The organism is Streptomyces mirabilis (genome assembly GCF_039503195.1).
Classification (GTDB): domain Bacteria; phylum Actinomycetota; class Actinomycetes; order Streptomycetales; family Streptomycetaceae; genus Streptomyces; species Streptomyces mirabilis_D.
In genome coordinates, this window is the sequence record NZ_JBCJKP010000001.1 from 2,880,883 (window position 1) to 2,896,780 (window position 15,898).

Annotated in this window: 19 protein-coding genes; 5 read left to right on the forward strand and 14 right to left on the reverse strand. The window is 69.6% G+C overall.

What is annotated here, in order from left to right:
- The first annotated feature begins 58 nt into the window (after nucleotides 1-58).
- The 3 genes from dapA (at nucleotide 59) to helR (ending at nucleotide 3,952) form a co-directional block, all read left to right on the forward strand.
- On the forward strand, nucleotides 59-973 hold the full coding sequence (gene dapA / locus AAFF41_RS13710; RefSeq protein WP_319748193.1) for a 4-hydroxy-tetrahydrodipicolinate synthase: 915 nt from the start codon (nucleotides 59-61) through the stop codon (nucleotides 971-973).
- Nucleotides 974-1,533: 560 nt separating this feature from the next.
- Nucleotides 1,534-1,662, forward strand: a complete 129-nt coding sequence (locus AAFF41_RS13725; RefSeq protein WP_343326495.1) for a hypothetical protein — start codon at nucleotides 1,534-1,536, stop codon at nucleotides 1,660-1,662.
- Between the two features lie 121 nt (nucleotides 1,663-1,783).
- Complete coding sequence (gene helR / locus AAFF41_RS13730; protein ID WP_343324012.1) at nucleotides 1,784-3,952, forward strand: RNA polymerase recycling motor ATPase HelR; 2,169 nt, start codon at nucleotides 1,784-1,786, stop codon at nucleotides 3,950-3,952.
- 53 nt (nucleotides 3,953-4,005) lie between these two features.
- Here the strand turns inward: helR and AAFF41_RS13735 are convergent, their stop codons facing one another.
- The gene (locus tag AAFF41_RS13735) at nucleotides 4,006-4,353 is read right to left on the reverse strand and encodes a DUF1330 domain-containing protein (RefSeq protein WP_343324013.1); all 348 of its coding nucleotides are present in this window, start codon (nucleotides 4,351-4,353) and stop codon (nucleotides 4,006-4,008) included.
- Between the two features lie 172 nt (nucleotides 4,354-4,525).
- Between AAFF41_RS13735 and AAFF41_RS13740 the strand changes: the two genes are divergently transcribed.
- Nucleotides 4,526-5,059 (forward strand): hypothetical protein, encoded by a 534-nt coding sequence (locus AAFF41_RS13740; RefSeq protein ID WP_319748196.1) that lies wholly within the window; start codon nucleotides 4,526-4,528, stop codon nucleotides 5,057-5,059.
- Here AAFF41_RS13740 and AAFF41_RS13745 read toward each other — a convergent pair.
- The 5 genes from AAFF41_RS13745 to AAFF41_RS13765 all read right to left on the reverse strand — a co-directional run bounded on the left by AAFF41_RS13745 (nucleotide 5,040) and on the right by AAFF41_RS13765 (nucleotide 7,911).
- A complete protein-coding gene (locus AAFF41_RS13745) occupies nucleotides 5,040-5,435 on the reverse strand; it encodes a hypothetical protein (protein WP_319748197.1) in 396 nt (131 codons plus the stop codon). The two genes, AAFF41_RS13740 and AAFF41_RS13745, sit on opposite strands and share 20 nt — an antisense overlap.
- Before the next feature lie 187 nt (nucleotides 5,436-5,622).
- Complete coding sequence (gene dapD / locus AAFF41_RS13750) at nucleotides 5,623-6,612, reverse strand: 2,3,4,5-tetrahydropyridine-2,6-dicarboxylate N-succinyltransferase (RefSeq protein ID WP_097284186.1); 990 nt, start codon at nucleotides 6,610-6,612, stop codon at nucleotides 5,623-5,625.
- Nucleotides 6,613-6,759: 147 nt separating this feature from the next.
- Nucleotides 6,760-7,299: a TetR/AcrR family transcriptional regulator gene (locus tag AAFF41_RS13755; protein WP_319748198.1), complete on the reverse strand. Its 540-nt coding sequence runs from the start codon at nucleotides 7,297-7,299 to the stop codon at nucleotides 6,760-6,762.
- Nucleotides 7,299-7,619 carry a DMT family transporter gene (locus tag AAFF41_RS13760; RefSeq protein WP_060902166.1) on the reverse strand — a complete coding sequence of 107 codons (321 nt, stop codon included), beginning with the start codon at nucleotides 7,617-7,619 and terminating at the stop codon, nucleotides 7,299-7,301. Before AAFF41_RS13760 ends, AAFF41_RS13755 begins: the two co-directional genes overlap by 1 nt.
- A 106-nt stretch (nucleotides 7,620-7,725) precedes the next feature.
- Complete coding sequence (locus tag AAFF41_RS13765) at nucleotides 7,726-7,911, reverse strand: sulfotransferase (RefSeq protein WP_343324014.1); 186 nt, start codon at nucleotides 7,909-7,911, stop codon at nucleotides 7,726-7,728.
- Nucleotides 7,912-8,220: 309 nt separating this feature from the next.
- On the opposite strand from AAFF41_RS13765, the gene AAFF41_RS13770 reads away from it, so the two are divergent.
- Entirely contained in the window at nucleotides 8,221-9,195 is a 975-nt protein-coding gene (locus AAFF41_RS13770) for an AbfB domain-containing protein (protein ID WP_343324015.1), read from the forward strand.
- Between the two features lie 69 nt (nucleotides 9,196-9,264).
- On the opposite strand, the gene AAFF41_RS13775 is transcribed toward AAFF41_RS13770, so the two are convergent.
- The 8 genes from AAFF41_RS13775 to AAFF41_RS13810 all read right to left on the reverse strand — a co-directional run bounded on the left by AAFF41_RS13775 (nucleotide 9,265) and on the right by AAFF41_RS13810 (nucleotide 15,898).
- A complete protein-coding gene (locus AAFF41_RS13775; protein ID WP_054235892.1) occupies nucleotides 9,265-9,603 on the reverse strand; it encodes a metal-sulfur cluster assembly factor in 339 nt (112 codons plus the stop codon).
- Nucleotides 9,600-10,064: a Fe-S cluster assembly sulfur transfer protein SufU gene (gene sufU / locus AAFF41_RS13780; protein WP_319748201.1), complete on the reverse strand. Its 465-nt coding sequence runs from the start codon at nucleotides 10,062-10,064 to the stop codon at nucleotides 9,600-9,602. The genes AAFF41_RS13775 and sufU overlap by 4 nt, the downstream gene beginning before the upstream one ends.
- A gap of 15 nt (nucleotides 10,065-10,079) precedes the next feature.
- The gene (locus AAFF41_RS13785) at nucleotides 10,080-11,336 is read right to left on the reverse strand and encodes a cysteine desulfurase (protein ID WP_054235894.1); all 1,257 of its coding nucleotides are present in this window, start codon (nucleotides 11,334-11,336) and stop codon (nucleotides 10,080-10,082) included.
- Nucleotides 11,333-12,115: a Fe-S cluster assembly ATPase SufC gene (gene sufC / locus AAFF41_RS13790; protein WP_319748202.1), complete on the reverse strand. Its 783-nt coding sequence runs from the start codon at nucleotides 12,113-12,115 to the stop codon at nucleotides 11,333-11,335. The genes AAFF41_RS13785 and sufC overlap by 4 nt, the downstream gene beginning before the upstream one ends.
- Before the next feature lie 7 nt (nucleotides 12,116-12,122).
- Nucleotides 12,123-12,452 (reverse strand): bifunctional 3-phenylpropionate/cinnamic acid dioxygenase ferredoxin subunit, encoded by a 330-nt coding sequence (locus AAFF41_RS13795; protein WP_319748203.1) that lies wholly within the window; start codon nucleotides 12,450-12,452, stop codon nucleotides 12,123-12,125.
- A complete protein-coding gene (sufD, locus tag AAFF41_RS13800; protein WP_319748204.1) occupies nucleotides 12,452-13,633 on the reverse strand; it encodes a Fe-S cluster assembly protein SufD in 1,182 nt (393 codons plus the stop codon). The genes AAFF41_RS13795 and sufD overlap by 1 nt, the downstream gene beginning before the upstream one ends.
- A 91-nt stretch (nucleotides 13,634-13,724) precedes the next feature.
- Nucleotides 13,725-15,149, reverse strand: coding sequence for a Fe-S cluster assembly protein SufB (gene sufB, locus AAFF41_RS13805; RefSeq protein ID WP_054235898.1), 1,425 nt, complete (start codon nucleotides 15,147-15,149; stop codon nucleotides 13,725-13,727).
- Nucleotides 15,146-15,898 carry a helix-turn-helix transcriptional regulator gene (locus AAFF41_RS13810; RefSeq protein WP_319748205.1) on the reverse strand — a complete coding sequence of 251 codons (753 nt, stop codon included), beginning with the start codon at nucleotides 15,896-15,898 and terminating at the stop codon, nucleotides 15,146-15,148. Before AAFF41_RS13810 ends, sufB begins: the two co-directional genes overlap by 4 nt.

Consider the following 15,898-nt stretch of genomic DNA (forward strand, 5'->3'; position numbering starts at 1 on the left):
TTTACCTCGTAGAAGAATTAAGTGGAGCTTCACAGTGGAGCTGCCGAGACTAGCTCGTATGACGACCTCAGCCCCCTCCGCCCCTCCCCCCACCCCTCCCTTCGGCCGTGCGCTCTGCGCGATGGTCACGCCCTTCACCGAGGCGGGCGCGCTCGACCTCGACGGGGCGGGGCGGCTCGCCGACCGGCTGGTCCGCGCGGGCTGCGACGGCCTGGTCCTGTCCGGCACCACGGGCGAGTCCCCGACCACGACCGACGCCGAGAAGTCCGCGCTCGTACGCGCCGTGCGGGAGGCGGTCGGCGACCGGGCCGCGATCGTCGCGGGCGTCGGCACCGCCGACACACGGCACACCGTCGAACTGGCCCTCGCGGCCGAAAAGGCGGGCGCGGACGGTCTGTTGGTCGTGACGCCGTACTACAGCAGGCCTCCGCAGGACGCCGTCGAGGCCCACTTCCGGGAGATCGCCGACGCCACCGGACTGCCGCTCACGCTGTACGACATTCCCGGCCGCACCGGCACCCGCATCGAGCCCGACACCCTGATCCGGCTCGCCGAGCACCCTCGGATCGTCGCCGTCAAGGACTGCGCGTACGACCTCCTCGGCACCCAGAAGGTGCTGGCCCGCACGGAGTTGGCGTACTACGCGGGCTGTGACGAGCAGGTGCTCGCGCTGCGGGCGGTCGGCGGGGCCGGCTACATCAGCACGGTGGCGAACGCCGTCCCGGGCCCCTTCCGTGCGATCCTCGACACCTTCGAGGCGGGGGACACGGCGGAGGCGGCCCGTCGGCAACAACGCGCCGTCCCGCTCATCGAGTTGATGATGTCGTCGGGCCTGCCCGGCACGGTCACGGCCAAGGCCCTGCTCGGTCGGCTCGGCCTGCCCGCGGGCCCGGTCCGCGCGCCGCTGCGGGCCGCCGGCCGGGAGGTGACCGACGGACTGCTGGCGGCGTACGAGGAGTTGGCGGCCGCCTGAAGCACGGCCGTCCTCAACAGCGTGGACGACCGATTCGCCACGAACTCACGGCAGTTCTCCCGCGCTTCGGCATCCATCGTCACCTACGTCTTCCCCGAGGGTTTGTCACGATCGATTCCACGGCGGACGACAAGAGAAAAGGCAAGGAGGTGATGACCCGCTCCTTGCCACTCTCAACTTATAGCGCACCGGGGGGCTTGCGGCAAGGCCCCCGTCGTGCCGCAGAATCTCCGGCCGAAGCCGGAATCTGTGGAAACGGGGAGTCGCGAAGTGCGGGTGCTGTTTGTCGACGTGGGGATCGCGGGGGGACGTCGAACCGCCGGCGGGACTGGCGGTGGGGTTGCGGGGACTCGGCGCGGAGGTGCGGGTGCGCGCCCCGCCGGACGAGGAGTTCGGGGCGCTGCCGGCTCGGGTCGACGTGCCGCCGGTGCCGCTCGGCCCGTCGATGCGCTCGGTGGCGACCGGCCTGGTGCGCGAGCCGTACGGCGAGGCAGAGAACAGCCACCGGGCAGTGATCGGTCTGCGGCGCCGGCCCCGGGACCCGCGCACGAGCGAGAGCCGTGGTCCCCACGATCCGCACCGACGGGGCGACGGTGGCCGCGAAGCTTCTCCTCGACACGATCGGCATGACCGGCACGACCGGCACGACCGGCACGACCGGCCAGGACAACGCGCGCATGTCCGCATGAGCCACGCGGGACCGCCCCGTCAGAACCCCGCTCGCGAGAACCCGCACACGCCGGTCCGGGCGCCTTGCCGCGCGCAAGGGTCACGAGCGACCTCACCTTCGCAGCATTCGGAGCCAACGACGTGAACCCCCTGACCACCAGTGCGTTCGACCTTCCCGACCGTCTCGCCACCAAGGCCGACCCGACGCTGATCGCCGGCGACGAGCAGCACTTCGCGGCCCTCGCGGAGTGCCTGAAGCAGTCGATCGCCGAGCTGACCGAACGCCTCGACGCCGCGCGCAGGGCGCCCGGCGGCCTCGGCCGGCAAGCGATGGACCGGGACATCGAGATCCACCGGCTGACCGCTCGCCTGCGCGCACTGCGTCGCTTCGGTCTGGACCTGTGCCTGGGGCACATGGTCGGCGCGGACAGCCCCGAACCCGTGTACGTCGGACGACTCGGCCTTACGGACAGCACGGGTCGTCGGCTGCTGCTCGACTGGCGCTCCCCCGCCGCCGAGCCGTTCTTCGGAGCCACCCACGCCAACCCGATGGGTCTGGCGAGCCGCCGCAGGTACCGCTGGACGCGCGGCCGGATCGGCGACTACTGGGACGAGGTGTTCACCTCCGACGGGTTCGCCGGGCACGCCGCGCTCGACGACCAGTCCGCCTTCATCGCCAGCCTGAGCGGCGACCGGTCGGGGCGGATGCGCGACGTGCTCGGCACCATCCAGGCCGACCAGGACGCCATCATCCGCGCGGGATCACGCGGCGCTCTCGTCGTCGACGGCGGCCCGGGTACGGGCAAGACGGTCGTCGCCCTGCACCGCTCCGCCTACCTCCTCCACTCCGACCCGCGCCTCGGTCACCGCCGGGGCGGCGTGCTGTTCGTCGGTCCGCACCGGCCCTACCTGGCGTACGTCGCCGACGTCCTGCCCAGCCTCGGAGAGGAGGGCGTGCAGACCTGCGTCCTGCGGGACCTCGTCGCCGAGGGAGCCGCGGCGACGCTCGAGGCCGATCCGGACGTGGCCGCCCTGAAGTCGTCCGTGAACCTGGTGAAGGCGATCGAGACGGCCGTCAGGTTCTACGAGGAGCCGCCCACCAAGGGGATGACGGTCACGACCCACTGGTCCGACATCTGGCTGAGCGCCGACGACTGGGCCATGGCGTTCGAAGCGGCGGAACCCGGTACTCCGCACAACGAGGCCCGCGACCAGGTCTGGGAGGAGCTGCTGACGATCCTGGTGGACAGGCACGACGACGCCTCGGCGCCTGACGACGACGTCTCGGCCGACCTGCTCCGCACGTCGCTGCGGCGGAACAGGGAGCTGCTCCTGGCCTTCAACCGCGCGTGGCCGCTGCTCGAAGCGGCCGACCTCGTCTCAGATCTGTGGTCGGTACCCGCCTACCTGCGCAAGTGCGCACCCTGGCTCGGCCCCGACGAGGTCCGGAAGCTGCAGCGCGAGGACGCCCGGGCCTGGACGGTGTCCGACCTGCCGTTCCTGGACGCGGCACGGCAGCGGCTCGGCGACCCGGAGGCGGCGCGGCGCAAGCGTCGCAGCGAAGCCGCCGTGGCCGCCGAACGCGCGCGCCGGGCCGACGTCATCGACAGCCTGCTGCAGAACGTCGTGATCGACGAGAGCGAGGGCGCGCTGGGCATGCTGCACGGACAGGACCTGCGGGACACCCTGGTCGACGAGTCCGCGCTGCCCGGCAGCGAACCGGACCTGCTGGCCGGCCCGTTCGCGCACATCGTCGTGGACGAGGCCCAGGAGCTGACGGACGCGGAGTGGCAGATGCTGCTGCTGCGGTGCCCGTCCCGGAGCTTCACCATCGTCGGGGACCGTGCCCAGGCCAGGCACGGGTTCACGGAGTCGTGGCGGGAACGGCTCGAGCGGATCGGGCTCGACCGGATCGAGTCGGCCTCCTTGGGCATCAACTACCGGACGCCGGAAGAAATCATGGCGGAGGCCGAGCCGGTCATCCGGGCCGTGCTCCCGGACGCCAATGTGCCGACCTCCATCCGCAGCGGCGGCGTTCCCGTCGTCCACGGATCCGCAGCGGATCTGGGCTCGATCCTCGACACCTGGCTCGCCACGCACGCCGGCGGGATCGCCTGCGTCATCGGCGATCCCTCGTTCCGGACGACGTCCCGTGTCCGTTCGCTGACCCCGGAGCTGTCGAAGGGGCTCGAGTTCGACCTGGTCGTCCTCATCGATCCGGAGGCGTTCGGCGAGGGCGTCGAGGGAGCGGTCGACCGCTATGTCGCGATGACCCGAGCGACCCGGCAACTCGTCATCCTCACGAGCTGACGACGCTGCGTCGACACCGACGGCCAACAGGGCGCGCCCGCCGAGCCCGAGGGCTACTCGGCAGGCAGGGCCTCCCGCATCGCCTTCGCGGTGGCGGTCGGGTCGTAGCCCTCGGGGACACCTTCGACCAGGATGATCTCGCCCTCGATGTGGCACGAGCGCAGCGGTGCGATCTCCTGGTATGCGGGGGAGTCCCACCAGGCCCGCGCTTCGGCGATCCCCGGGAACCCGATCACGACGACGTGCCCGGGCCAACTGCCCTCCTTCACCTCGTGCTGCGCGGCGTGCACGAGAAAGCGTCCGCCGTACGGCTCGAAGGTGGTGGGGATGCGCTCGATGTACTCGGCGATCTCCGGGTGCGGAGCGGCCTCTTGCAGGTGAGCGATGACGTAGGCGGGCATGGTGGTCCTTCCGGTCGGCCGGGCTCCCTACGCTGGAAGCCTGGCATGCGGGCGCACCCCGGTCGATGACCTGAGAGGTAAGCGGATCCCGCCCGCAGCACGGACTGCACGCGCTCTTGCGAACTGGTGCGACGTGGCCGATAGGATCGCTCCATGACGTCACATCAGGCGGATGCCGCGTAGGTCCCCGCGCGAGCTGAGGGCCACCGTGCCCGACGGGCGAAGCGAGGGTGCGGCGAGCACGCTGCTCATCAGCGCGTGTCCTGGGCCGCCGGCGTGTGCTGCCGTGCACACGTACCTCTTCGTCGACGGCCTCGACGTGGTCGCGCGCAGCGACAGCAGAATGGCCGGCCTCGATCCGGGGCGACTGCTCCGCCCGGGCGGACCGCTCTGTCCGACGGACATGCCGTGCAACGTGGATGTGGCGGCCCAGGAGCAGCCCGAGCCGGGGCCGGACAGGCTGACCATCCGGGTCCGGCTCCGGGGCGAGGCGGTCATCTGGTCCGACCTGAAGTACCCGGGCCTCGACGGGAGGGTCATCGAGGAGGTTCGCTTCCGCCTGGAGCAGTACCTGGGCGAGGTGGAGCGCGCATACGCGGCGTTGACAGATCAGCTGGATCCCGCCCACACCCGCGGACGCTCGCGGCGGGCGTCATGCCGGCTGAGCCGCTCCGGCACTGCTGAGGTCAGGCCGCCACAGGCATGAAGCCGCCGCGGGCTGTGCCCGAGGACAGCAGGGCAGACCAGTCGAGTACGTCGGGCAATCGGTCCAAAGACAGGACGACGGCTCCACCGGCCTGCTCGGCGTCCTCGCACCAGTCGGCCATGCCGCTGGACGCCCCGGCTTCGTTGGGGCCGCCGACCACCGGCGCAGCAAGAGCGGGGACGACGAGCCCGTGGTCCCCAGGTCCGTCCACGACACACAGAGTGAGTCGGGGGACGATGCCCCAACCCTCGCACCGGGGCACCGCCCCTCCGGGCGCGGCCAAGAGCGGTAGGGCGTCGTGGACAGGCGCGTCGGCCAGCAGGAGCACGGGCGTGGCGCCACGGACGAAGAGAGTGTTCTCAGGATCGAGCAGCATCGGAACACTCTCGCAGCAGGGGGAGTAGGCGTGGCAGACGGGTGCCTGGAGGGGCAGCGAGCGCCCTCCCGGCCGTCCTGGGGCCGTGGAAGGGCGCTCGATGGTGACCGGCGTCGACAGCCGCCGACAGCTCGGCAGCGGGTCAGGGCGTCGGTCGAGGGGGGGCGCAGGTCACGGCCGCCGATGATCAGTTGTGGCTGTGCAGAATCTCGTTCAGGCCGCCCCACACCGCGTTGTTCGGCCGGGCCTCGACGGTTCCCGTCACCGAGTTGCGGCGGAAGAGGATGTTCGACGCACCGGACAGTTCGCGGGCCTTGACGATCTGCCCGTCGGGCATGGTCACGCGGGTGCCCGCGGTGACGTACAGCCCCGCCTCGACCACGCACTCGTCGCCGAGGGCGATACCTACGCCCGCCTCGGCGCCGATCAGGCAGCGCTCACCGATGGTGATGCGGACGTTGCCGCCGCCGGAGAGGGTGCCCATGGTGGAGGCGCCGCCGCCGATGTCGGAGCCGTCGCCGATCACGACACCGGCCGAGATGCGGCCCTCGACCATCGACGTGCCGAGCGTGCCCGCGTTGAAGTTCACGAAGCCCTCGTGCATGACGGTGGTGCCCTCGGCGAGGTGCGCGCCGAGCCGGACACGGTCGGCGTCGGCGATCCGGACGCCCTTGGGGGCGACGTAGTCCGTCATGCGCGGGAACTTGTCGATGGACGTCACCTGGAGGTGCAGGCCCTCGGCGCGGGCGTTGAGGCGCGCCTTCTCGACGTCGTCCACGGCGACCGGGCCGAGCGAGGTCCAGGCGACGTTGGCGAGGTGCCCGAAGATGCCGTCCAGGCTCTGGCCGTGCGGCTTCACGAGGCGGTGCGAGAGCAGGTGCAGGCGCAGATAGGTGTCGTGCGCGTCGATCGGCTTCTCGTCCAGTGAGGCGATGACCGTGCGGACCGCGACCACTTCGACGCCCCGGCGGGCGTCGGGCCCGATGGCTTTGGCGGCGCCTTCGCCGAGCAGCTCGACGGCACGCTCGGCGGACAGCCGCTCGGTGCCGGCCGGGCCGGGTTCGGCGGACAGCTCGGGCGCGGGGAACCAGGTGTCGAGGACGGTGCCGTCGGCCGTGAGGGTGGCGAGGCCGGCGGCGACGGCGCCGGTGGTGCGAGTAGCAGTCGTGTCGGTCATGGGTGAAACCTAACGCGGCCCGGGGCGCACGAGCGAACCGGTACGCCCGCCATCTCACGTGCCGGGCGCCCCGTACGCCCCTGTGCGGGACGCACGGCGGGACCCCGCCCTCACACCCCGCGCGTCCCCCGCGCCGAGCCCTCCCCCTCAGCCGATCACCCGCCCCAACACCTCCCGCGCATACCCCTCGTCGTACGAGGCCCCTGTCAGCAGCACCTGCAGACAGATCCCGTCCACGAGCGCCACCAGCGCTCTCGCGGTGACGGGGTCGGTGCGGCGGGCGAGGGGTTCGGCGAGGTCCTGGACCCATTCGGCGGCAACGGGGCGCAGGGCGGGGCGGCGCAGCGCCGCGAGGTAGAGCTCGTACTCCAGCTCCACCCCCGTACGGTCGCCCGCGAGCCACTCCCCCATCAGCCCGGCGAGTTCGCCGGCGAGGTCGGCCCGGGGGTCCTTCAGCGCACCGTGCGCGGCGATCACCTTGGCGAAGCCCTCGTTCGCCTGGCGCAGCGCGGCGACCATGAGCTCGTCGAGGGTCTTGAAGTGGTACGTGGTGGAGCCGAGCGGCACATCGGCCTCGGCGGCGACGGTGCGATGGCTCAGCCCGGCGAGTCCCTTGGCGCCCACGACCCGGATCGCCGCGTCGATGATCCGCTGCCGCCGCTCGGGGTCGTAGCGGCGCGCCGCCATCAGTGGGCCCCGCCGAGGTTCAGCACCACGACCCCGCCGATGATCAGCAGTATCCCGGCGACCTTGGTGAAGCTGAGCGCCTCGCCGAGGAACACCATGCCGATCGCGGCGATGACGGCGGTGCCGGCGCCGGCCCAGATCGCGTAGGCCGTGCCGACCTGGACGGTCTTGAGGCACTGCGCGAGCAGCACGAAGGCGATGACGTATCCGAGGACGGTCACCAACGAGGGCCAGAGCCTGCTGAAGCCCTCGCTGTACTTCATGGCGGTCGTGGCGGCCACCTCGGAGGCGATGGCTCCGGCGAGCAGTGCGTATCCCATGTGTACGAGTGTACGCATCGATGCGTACGCACGTACACAAGGAGCGCGAGCTGCCTTCGGCGATCTGGCGGACCGGCGGCACCTGAACCATCGGGCTGACGTCCGATCAGATACGGGTGAGCGAGGCCGTATTGGGGCGGCGGACGCTCGACCGCCTGGCGTGGGTGCGCGAACCGGACGAGCCCTTGAGGCCATGGGGGAGCGTTACGGGCGGCAGGGCGATCCGTGGACGCGCGTGCAGCATCAGCTGGACAAGCGTGGTCCCCGAGCGGGGGCAGCCGAGGACGAACACCGGGCGGGTTGCACAGAAGCGGACACGACCTCACGCCGTCGCGCCTCGATGAGTCCGGACTTGGATCACACTGAGCATGCAATGTGCAGCCACCACGCCCATGAAATCCCATGAACCCCCATGAATCCCCGTGGGACCACGGGGATCAGTGGGGAAACGGCTGCTCAGAAGTCACCAAGTCCACTACTGTTTCACCAGTCGCGCACCGGGTTTCCACGGCTACCGCCGTTCCGTGTGCCTGCGCCCCCTCTTGTGCTGAGACCAGTAGACGAATCCGCGTGCGCCTTGGGCGACGCTGGAGGAACGCGCATGCCAGAAACAACGCCAGAGCCCGAACCCGAGCCCGGGCCCGACCAGCCCGTGCCCACTTCGGAGGAACCCGCCTGGCGCCCCACCCCCCAAGGCACTCCCTATCCTGGGGAACTGCCTCCCTTCGTCGAGCCGCCGGTGCCCTGGGAGTCCGGGGAGTTCCCGGACGAGGGACGGCTGCCCGGAACCCGACGGCTGTGGATGGCCGGCGGACTCGCGGTGGCGGTACTCATCGCCACCGCGACCGCGATCGCCGTACTGGACAGCAACACTGACGCCGCGTCGAAGAACCGGGCGAACCACACCGCCTCCGACACCGGCGTCCCGCTCATACCCGGCTTCTCCGCCTCGGCCGAGGGCAGCACCACGGCCCCGGCAGGCAAGAACGCCCTGTCCTCCCCGCGGCACTCCGGCTCCACCTCCACCGCGTCGGACTCGGCCTCGCCGGGGCTCTCGGAACAGGGGTCCGACGACAAGCCGGTCGCCGGCACCACCGAGCCGTCGAAGACCGCCTCGTCCAGCAAGCCTCCCGAGTCCAAGCCCGTCTCCTCGCGGAAGTCGCTCCAGTCGGTCAACTACCCGAACCGCTACTGGCATCTGAGCGACGGCTTCGTACGGCTCGATCCGGTGGATTCGGGCAGTTCGGGCTCGACCAAGCGGGACGCCAGCTTCAAGGTGGTGGCGGGACTCGGCAACTCCAACTGCTACTCCTTCGCCACCGCCGACGGCGCCTATCTGCGCCACCGCAACTTCTCTCTGCGCGCCGACCGCAACGACGGCTCCGACCTCTTCCGCAAGGACGCCACCTTCTGCCCCCGGACGTCCCCGTACACCGGCGCCGTCATGCTGGAGTCGATCAACTACCCGGGCCGCTATCTGCGCCACCGCAACTTCCAGCTCCGCCTGGACGGGGACGACAACAGTCAGCTCTTCCGCGCGGACTCGGCGTTCCGTGTGGTGAACGGCTGGTCCTGAGCGCAGGAACACCTGTGGCCCCCGGCGAACTGCCGGGGGCCGCAGACGTGTGCGAAGGGGTGCGCGGACTCAGACGTTGAACCCGAGCGCCCGAAGCTGCTCACGCCCGTCGTCCGTGATCTTGTCCGGGCCCCACGGCGGCATCCAGACCCAGTTGATGCGCAGTTCGTTGACGATGCCGTCCGTGGCGGACTTGGCCTGGTCCTCGATGACATCGGTGAGCGGGCAGGCCGCGGACGTCAGGGTCATGTCGATCGTCGCGATGTTCGCGTCGTCGATGTGGATGCCGTAGATCAGGCCGAGATTGACGACGTCGATGCCCAGCTCGGGGTCGACGACGTCGTACAGCGCCTCACGGACTTCTTCCTCGGAGGCCGGCTTCATCGTCAGGGTCTCGTTCTCGCTCATGCCGTCTTCCTCTCGGCGCTCTCGCCCAGAGCCTGGGCCGTCGCGTCCTTCCACGCCATCCAACTCAGGAGGGCGCACTTGACCCGGGCCGGGTACTTGGAGACACCGGCGAACGCGACCGCGTCCTCCAGCACCTCCTCCATCGCGTCGTCGGGCGCGATCCTGCCCTTGGACTGCATCAGCTCCAGGAAGGTCTCCTGGATCTTCTGCGCCTCGGACACGTCCTTGCCGACGAGGAGCTCGTTCAGCACGGACGCCGAGGCCTGGCTGATGGAGCAGCCCTGTCCCTCGTACGAGATGTCCGCGATCTGCTCGCCGTCGTACTTCACGCGCAGCGTGATCTCGTCGCCGCACGTCGGGTTGACGTGGTGCACCTCGGCATCGCCATCCCGCAAGCCTCGCCCATGGGGGTGCTTGTAGTGGTCCAGGATGACTTCCTGGTACATCGAATCAAGCTTCACGTCTCAGCCAGCCCCTCAGCCGAAGAAGTTCCGGACGTGCTCCAGGCCGTCCACCAGCGCGTCGATCTCGGCCGGCGTGGAGTACAGATAGAACGACGCTCGCGTGGTCGCAGGAATTCCGTACCGCAGGCAGACCGGGCGTGCGCAGTGGTGTCCGACCCGGACCGCGATGCCCTGCTCGTCCAGGACCTGGCCCACGTCGTGCGGGTGGATGTCACCCAGGGTGAACGAGATCGCGGCACCGCGGTCCTCGGCCGTGGTCGGGCCGATGATCCGCAGGTCGGGGACCTCGCCGAGCCGCTTCACCGCGTATTCGGTGAGCGCGTGCTCATGGGCGAGGATCTTGTCCATGCCGATCGCGTTCAGGTAGTCGATCGCCGCGCCGAGGCCGACCGCCTGCGCGATCGGCGGGGTGCCCGCCTCGAACTTGTGCGGCGCCGGGGCGTACGTCGACGAGTGCATCGACACCGTCTCGATCATCTCGCCGCCGCCGAGGAACGGAGGCAGGTCCTCCAGGAGCTCCTGGCGGCCCCACAGCACGCCGATGCCCGTCGGGCCGCACATCTTGTGGCCGGTGAAGGCCACGAAGTCGGCCTGGAGGGCCTGGACGTCCAGCGGCATGTGCGGCGCGGCCTGCGAGGCGTCGATGCAGACCAGCGCACCGACCTCCTGGGCGCGACGGACTATGGCCTCGACCGGGTTCACGGTGCCCAGGATGTTCGACACCAGCACGAAGGAGACGATCTTCGTCTTCTCGGTGATGATCTCGTTGATGTTCGACAGGTCGAGACGGCCGTCGTCGGTGAGACCGAACCACTTCAGCTTCGCGCCCGTGCGCTGCGCCAGCAGCTGCCACGGCACGATGTTGGAGTGGTGCTCCATCTCGGTGATGACGATCTCGGTCTCGTGGTCGACCCGGTAGGGCTCGTCGGCCCAGCCGAGCATGTTGGCCACGAGGTTGAGCGACTCGGAGGCGTTCTTGGTGAAGATCACCTCGTCGCGGCTCGGCGCGTTGATGAACGCGGCGACCTTGTCGCGCGCGCCCTCGTACAGCGCCGTGGCCTCCTCGGCGAGCACATGCACACCGCGGTGGACGTTGGCGTTGTAGCGCTCGTAGTACTCACTCAGGGCGTCCAGCACCTGGCGCGGCTTCTGCGAGGTCGCCGCGTTGTCCAGGTACACGAGCTTCCTGCCGTCGTGGACCTGACGGTCCAGGATGGGGAAGTCCTTGCGGATCGCCTCGGTGTCGAGGAGGCCCGGCAGCTGTGTCACGCGGATGCGCCACCCTTCGTGTCGACTTCATGCTTCGCATAAGCCTCGTAGCCCTCGTTCTCCAGCTTGTCGGCGAGCTCGGCGCCGCCGGACTCGACGATGCGGCCGCCGGAGAAGACGTGGACGAAGTCGGGCTTGATGTAGCGCAGGATGCGCGTGTAGTGCGTGATCAGCAGGGTGCCGACCTCGCCGGTCTCGCGGACGCGGTTGACGCCCTCGGAGACGACACGCAGGGCGTCGACGTCCAGGCCGGAGTCGGTCTCGTCGAGGATCGCGATCTTCGGCTTGAGCAGCTCCAGCTGGAGGATCTCGTGGCGCTTCTTCTCACCGCCGGAGAAGCCCTCGTTCACGTTGCGCTCGGCGAAGGAGGGGTCCATGGAGAGACGCTCCATGGTCTCCTTGACCTCCTTCACCCAGGTGCGCAGCTTGGGGGCCTCGCCGCGGACGGCCGTGGCGGAGGTGCGCAGGAAGTTGGAGACCGAGACACCGGGGATCTCGACCGGGTACTGCATCGCGAGGAACAGGCCCGCGCGGGCGCGCTCGTCGACGGACATCTCCAGGACGTTCTCGCCGTCGAGGGTGACGGTGCCGCTGGTGATCGTGTACTTCGGGTGGCCCGCGAGCGAGTAGGCGAGGGTCGACTTGCCGGAGCCGTTGGGGCCCATGATGGCGTGCGTCTCGCCCTGCTTCACGGTCAGGTCGACGCCCTTGAGGATCTCCTTCGTGGCGTTGTCGGCCTCGACGGTGACGTGCAGGTCGTGGATTTCAAGCGTTGCCATGGGTTCCTCAGGACTCCTGGGTGAGGGAGACGAGTACGTCGTCCCCTTCGATCTTTACGGGGTATACGGGGACGGGGCGCGTCGCGGGAAGGCCGGACGGCTTGCCGGTGCGCAGGTCGAACGCGGAGCCGTGCAGCCAGCACTCGATCTGGCAGTCCTCCACCTCGCCCTCGGAGAGCGAGACGTTGGCGTGCGAGCAGATGTCGTTGATCGCGAACACCTCCCCCTCGGTCTTCACGACCGAGACCGGCGTGCCGTCGAGTTCCACCCGCTTCGGGGTGCCCTCCTCCAGCTCGCTCAGCCCACAGGCGCGTACGAACGTCGACGAGGCAGTCATCAGACCGACGCCTCCAGCTCCTCGTCGATCTTCACGAGGAGCCGCTCTTCGATGTCGTCGACACCGATCTGCTGCACGAGCTCGGCGAAGAAGCCGCGGACCACCAGTCGGCGGGCCTCGTCGGCGGGGATACCGCGGGCCATCAGGTAGAAGAGCTGCTCGTCGTCGAAGCGGCCGGTCGCGGAGGCGTGTCCGGCGCCGACGATCTCGCCGGTCTCGATCTCCAGGTTCGGCACGGAGTCGACGCGGGCGCCGTCGGTCAGAACCAGGTTGCGGTTCATCTCGTACGTGTCCGTGCCCTCGGCCTTGGCCTCGATGAGGACGTCACCGATCCACACGGCATGCGCGCCGTCGCCCTGGAGCGCGCCCTTGTAGGCGACGTTCGACTTGCAGTGCGGGGTGTTGTGGTCGACCAGCAGACGGTGCTCCTGGTGCTGGCCCGCGTCCGTGAAGTACAGACCGAACAGCTCGACCTCACCACCGGTGCCGGCGTAGGCGACGCGCGGGTGCAGGCGCACGAGGTCGCCGCCGAAGGTGACCACGAACGACTTGAACGTGGCGTCCCGGCCGACCAGCGCGTTGTGCTGGCCCACGTGCACGGCCTTGTCGTCCCAGTCCTGGACGGAGACGACGGTGAGCTTGGCGCCGTCGCCCAGGATGTAGTCGACGTTGGCGGCGAGCACGGCGTCACCGGTGTGGTCGATGACGACGACGGCCTCGGCGAAGGCTCCGAGCTCCACGACCTGGTGGCCGTAGGCGACCCCGCCCTCGCCGTGCACCGCGACGCGGATGGGCTCGGTGAGCACCGTCTCCTTGGGGACGGTGATCACGCCGGCCTTCTCGAACGCGGAGTACGCCTGGGCGGCGACGCGGTCCACCGGGGTGCCCGCCCGGCCGAGGCGCGCGTCGTCACGGCCGACGGTCTCCACGACGACGCCCGCGGGCGCCTCCACGTCGACCTTCAGGCCGTCGCCGGTCGCGACCGCGGTCCCGTCGTGCAGCCCGCGCAGGCGCTCCAGCGGGGTGAACCGCCACTCCTCCTCCCGGCCGTGGGGGACCGGGAAGTCCGCCACGTCGAAGGACGGGGGCGCGCTCATGCGCGTGGCGACGGTCGACTCGGCGGCCACCGCGATCTGTCCGGCGGTGGTGGAACCCACCGGGATGTTCTGAGCCTCAGCCATGGCTGTCGGTCTGCTCTCTTTCCTGCGTCGGTTGAGATCCTCGGGCCCGCCGGAAGGGGCGGGCCACCAGCTGTTTCCCGGGCGGCGGGTCTTAGCCGACCGCGCCTTCCATCTGCAGCTCGATCAGCCGGTTGAGTTCAAGCGCGTACTCCATGGGCAGCTCCTTGGCGATCGGCTCGACGAAGCCGCGCACGATCATCGCCATCGCCTCGAACTCCGTCAGGCCGCGGCTCATCAGGTAGAAGAGCTGGTCCTCGGAGACCTTGGAGACCGTCGCCTCGTGGCCCATGGACACGTCGTCCTCGCGGACGTCGACGTACGGGTAGGTGTCGGAGCGGGAGATGGTGTCGACGAGCAGCGCGTCGCACAGCACGTTCGACTTCGAGCCGTGGGCGCCCTCGCCGATCTCGACCAGACCGCGGTAGGACGTACGACCGCCACCGCGCGCCACGGACTTCGACACGATGTTCGACGACGTGTTCGGCGCCATGTGGACCATCTTGGAGCCCGCGTCCTGGTGCTGACCCTCGCCCGCGAAGGCGATGGAGAGGGTCTCGCCCTTGGCGTGCTCGCCCATCAGGTAGACGGCCGGGTACTTCATGGTGACCTTGGAGCCGATGTTGCCGTCGATCCACTCCATGGTCGCGCCCTCGTACGCCACGGCGCGCTTGGTGACCAGGTTGTAGACGTTGTTCGACCAGTTCTGGATGGTCGTGTAGCGGCAGCGGGCGCCCTTCTTCACGATGATCTCGACCACCGCGGAGTGCAGGGAGTCCGACTTGTAGATCGGCGCCGTACAACCCTCGACGTAGTGGACGTAGGCGTCCTCGTCGACGATGATCAGCGTCCGCTCGAACTGGCCCATGTTCTCCGTGTTGATACGGAAGTAGGCCTGGAGCGGGATCTCGACGTGCACGCCCTTCGGCACGTAGATGAAGGAGCCACCGGACCACACGGCGGTGTTCAGCGACGCGAACTTGTTGTCGCCGACCGGGATGACCGTGCCGAAGTACTCCTTGAAGAGCTCCGGGTGCTCCTTGAGGGCGGTGTCGGTGTCGAGGAAGATGACGCCCTGCTCCTCCAGGTCCTCGCGGATCTGGTGGTAGACGACCTCGGACTCGTACTGGGCCGCGACACCGGCGACGAGGCGCTGCTTCTCCGCCTCCGGGATGCCGAGCTTGTCGTACGTGTTCTTGATGTCCTCGGGCAGGTCCTCCCAGGACTCCGCCTGCTTCTCCGTGGAACGCACGAAGTACTTGATGTTGTCGAAGTCGATCCCGGACAGGTCCGAGCCCCAGTTGGGCATGGGCTTCTTCTCGAAGAGGCGCAGGCCCTTGAGGCGGAGCTTGGTCATCCACTCCGGCTCGCTCTTCTTCGCGGAGATGTCGCGGACGACGTCCTCGTTGATACCGCGCTTGGCAGAGGCACCGGCCACGTCGGAGTCGGCCCAGCCGTATTCGTACGTACCCAGACCCTCGAGCTCAGGGTGGGCAGTCTCCTCGATGGGGAGCGTCATGCGGGGTTCCTCCCGGCGGTACTTGCAGATGCGTTATGGGTGGATTCGGAAATCTTGGAAATCTTGGGGATGAACGTGGTGCACACACCGTCGCCGTGGGCGATGGTGGCCAGCCGCTGAACATGGGTGCCGAGCAGCTGGGAGAAGATCTCGGTCTCCGCCTCGCACAGCTGCGGGAACTGCTCGGCGACATGAGCGACCGGGCAGTGGTGCTGGCAGAGCTGCTCGCCGACCGGTGCGCTACGCGCTGCAGCAGCGTACCCGTCCGCACTCAAGGCCTTGGCCAGCGCTTCGGTGCGCTGCTCCGGCGCGGCGGCCTCGACGGCCCTGCGGTACGCCTCGGCCTGGGCGGCCATCCGGGCGCGGGCGAACGCGACGACCGCCTCGTCCCCGCCCTCGCGCGCCGCGATCCAGCGCATCGCGTCCGCGGCGAGCTTGTCGTAGGACTGGTCGAAGGCGTCCCGGCCGCAGTCGGTCAGGGCGAACACCTTGGCGGGACGGCCACGCGTACGCGCTCCGTAGATCCGCTGTTCCCGTGCTTCCACCACGTCGTCGGCGACCAGCGCGTCGAGATGGCGGCGCACGGCGGCCTGGGTGAGGCCCAGCCGCCCCGCGAGGTCGGCCACGGTCGACGGGCCGTGGTCCAGGATGGACCGCGCGACACGGTTGCGCGTCGAACGCTCACCGGTCGCGAGTTCCTCCTGAGGGGCCCCCATGGGGGTCTCCCGAGCCTCGCCAACGTTTTTCAC

Bases quoted from the DNA above. Each gene is read 5' to 3' on its own strand.
- AAFF41_RS13755 (WP_319748198.1), bottom strand. From the start codon at position 7,299: ATGGCGGCGCGCCGCTACGACCCCGAGCGGCGGCAGCGGATCATCGAC.
- dapA (WP_319748193.1), top strand. From the start codon at position 59: ATGACGACCTCAGCCCCCTCCGCCCCTCCCCCCACCCCTCCCTTCGGC.
- AAFF41_RS13735 (WP_343324013.1), bottom strand. From the start codon at position 4,353: ATGCCCGCCTACGTCATCGCTCACCTGCAAGAGGCCGCTCCGCACCCG.
- sufB (WP_054235898.1), bottom strand. From the start codon at position 15,149: ATGACGCTCCCCATCGAGGAGACTGCCCACCCTGAGCTCGAGGGTCTG.
- dapD (WP_097284186.1), bottom strand. From the start codon at position 6,612: ATGACCGACACGACTGCTACTCGCACCACCGGCGCCGTCGCCGCCGGC.
- AAFF41_RS13745 (WP_319748197.1), bottom strand. From the start codon at position 5,435: ATGCTGCTCGATCCTGAGAACACTCTCTTCGTCCGTGGCGCCACGCCC.
- AAFF41_RS13775 (WP_054235892.1), bottom strand. From the start codon at position 9,603: ATGAGCGAGAACGAGACCCTGACGATGAAGCCGGCCTCCGAGGAAGAA.
- AAFF41_RS13770 (WP_343324015.1), top strand. From the start codon at position 8,221: ATGCCAGAAACAACGCCAGAGCCCGAACCCGAGCCCGGGCCCGACCAG.
- AAFF41_RS13740 (WP_319748196.1), top strand. From the start codon at position 4,526: ATGCCGCGTAGGTCCCCGCGCGAGCTGAGGGCCACCGTGCCCGACGGG.
- sufC (WP_319748202.1), bottom strand. From the start codon at position 12,115: ATGGCAACGCTTGAAATCCACGACCTGCACGTCACCGTCGAGGCCGAC.
- AAFF41_RS13795 (WP_319748203.1), bottom strand. From the start codon at position 12,452: ATGACTGCCTCGTCGACGTTCGTACGCGCCTGTGGGCTGAGCGAGCTG.
- sufD (WP_319748204.1), bottom strand. From the start codon at position 13,633: ATGGCTGAGGCTCAGAACATCCCGGTGGGTTCCACCACCGCCGGACAG.
- AAFF41_RS13760 (WP_060902166.1), bottom strand. From the start codon at position 7,619: ATGGGATACGCACTGCTCGCCGGAGCCATCGCCTCCGAGGTGGCCGCC.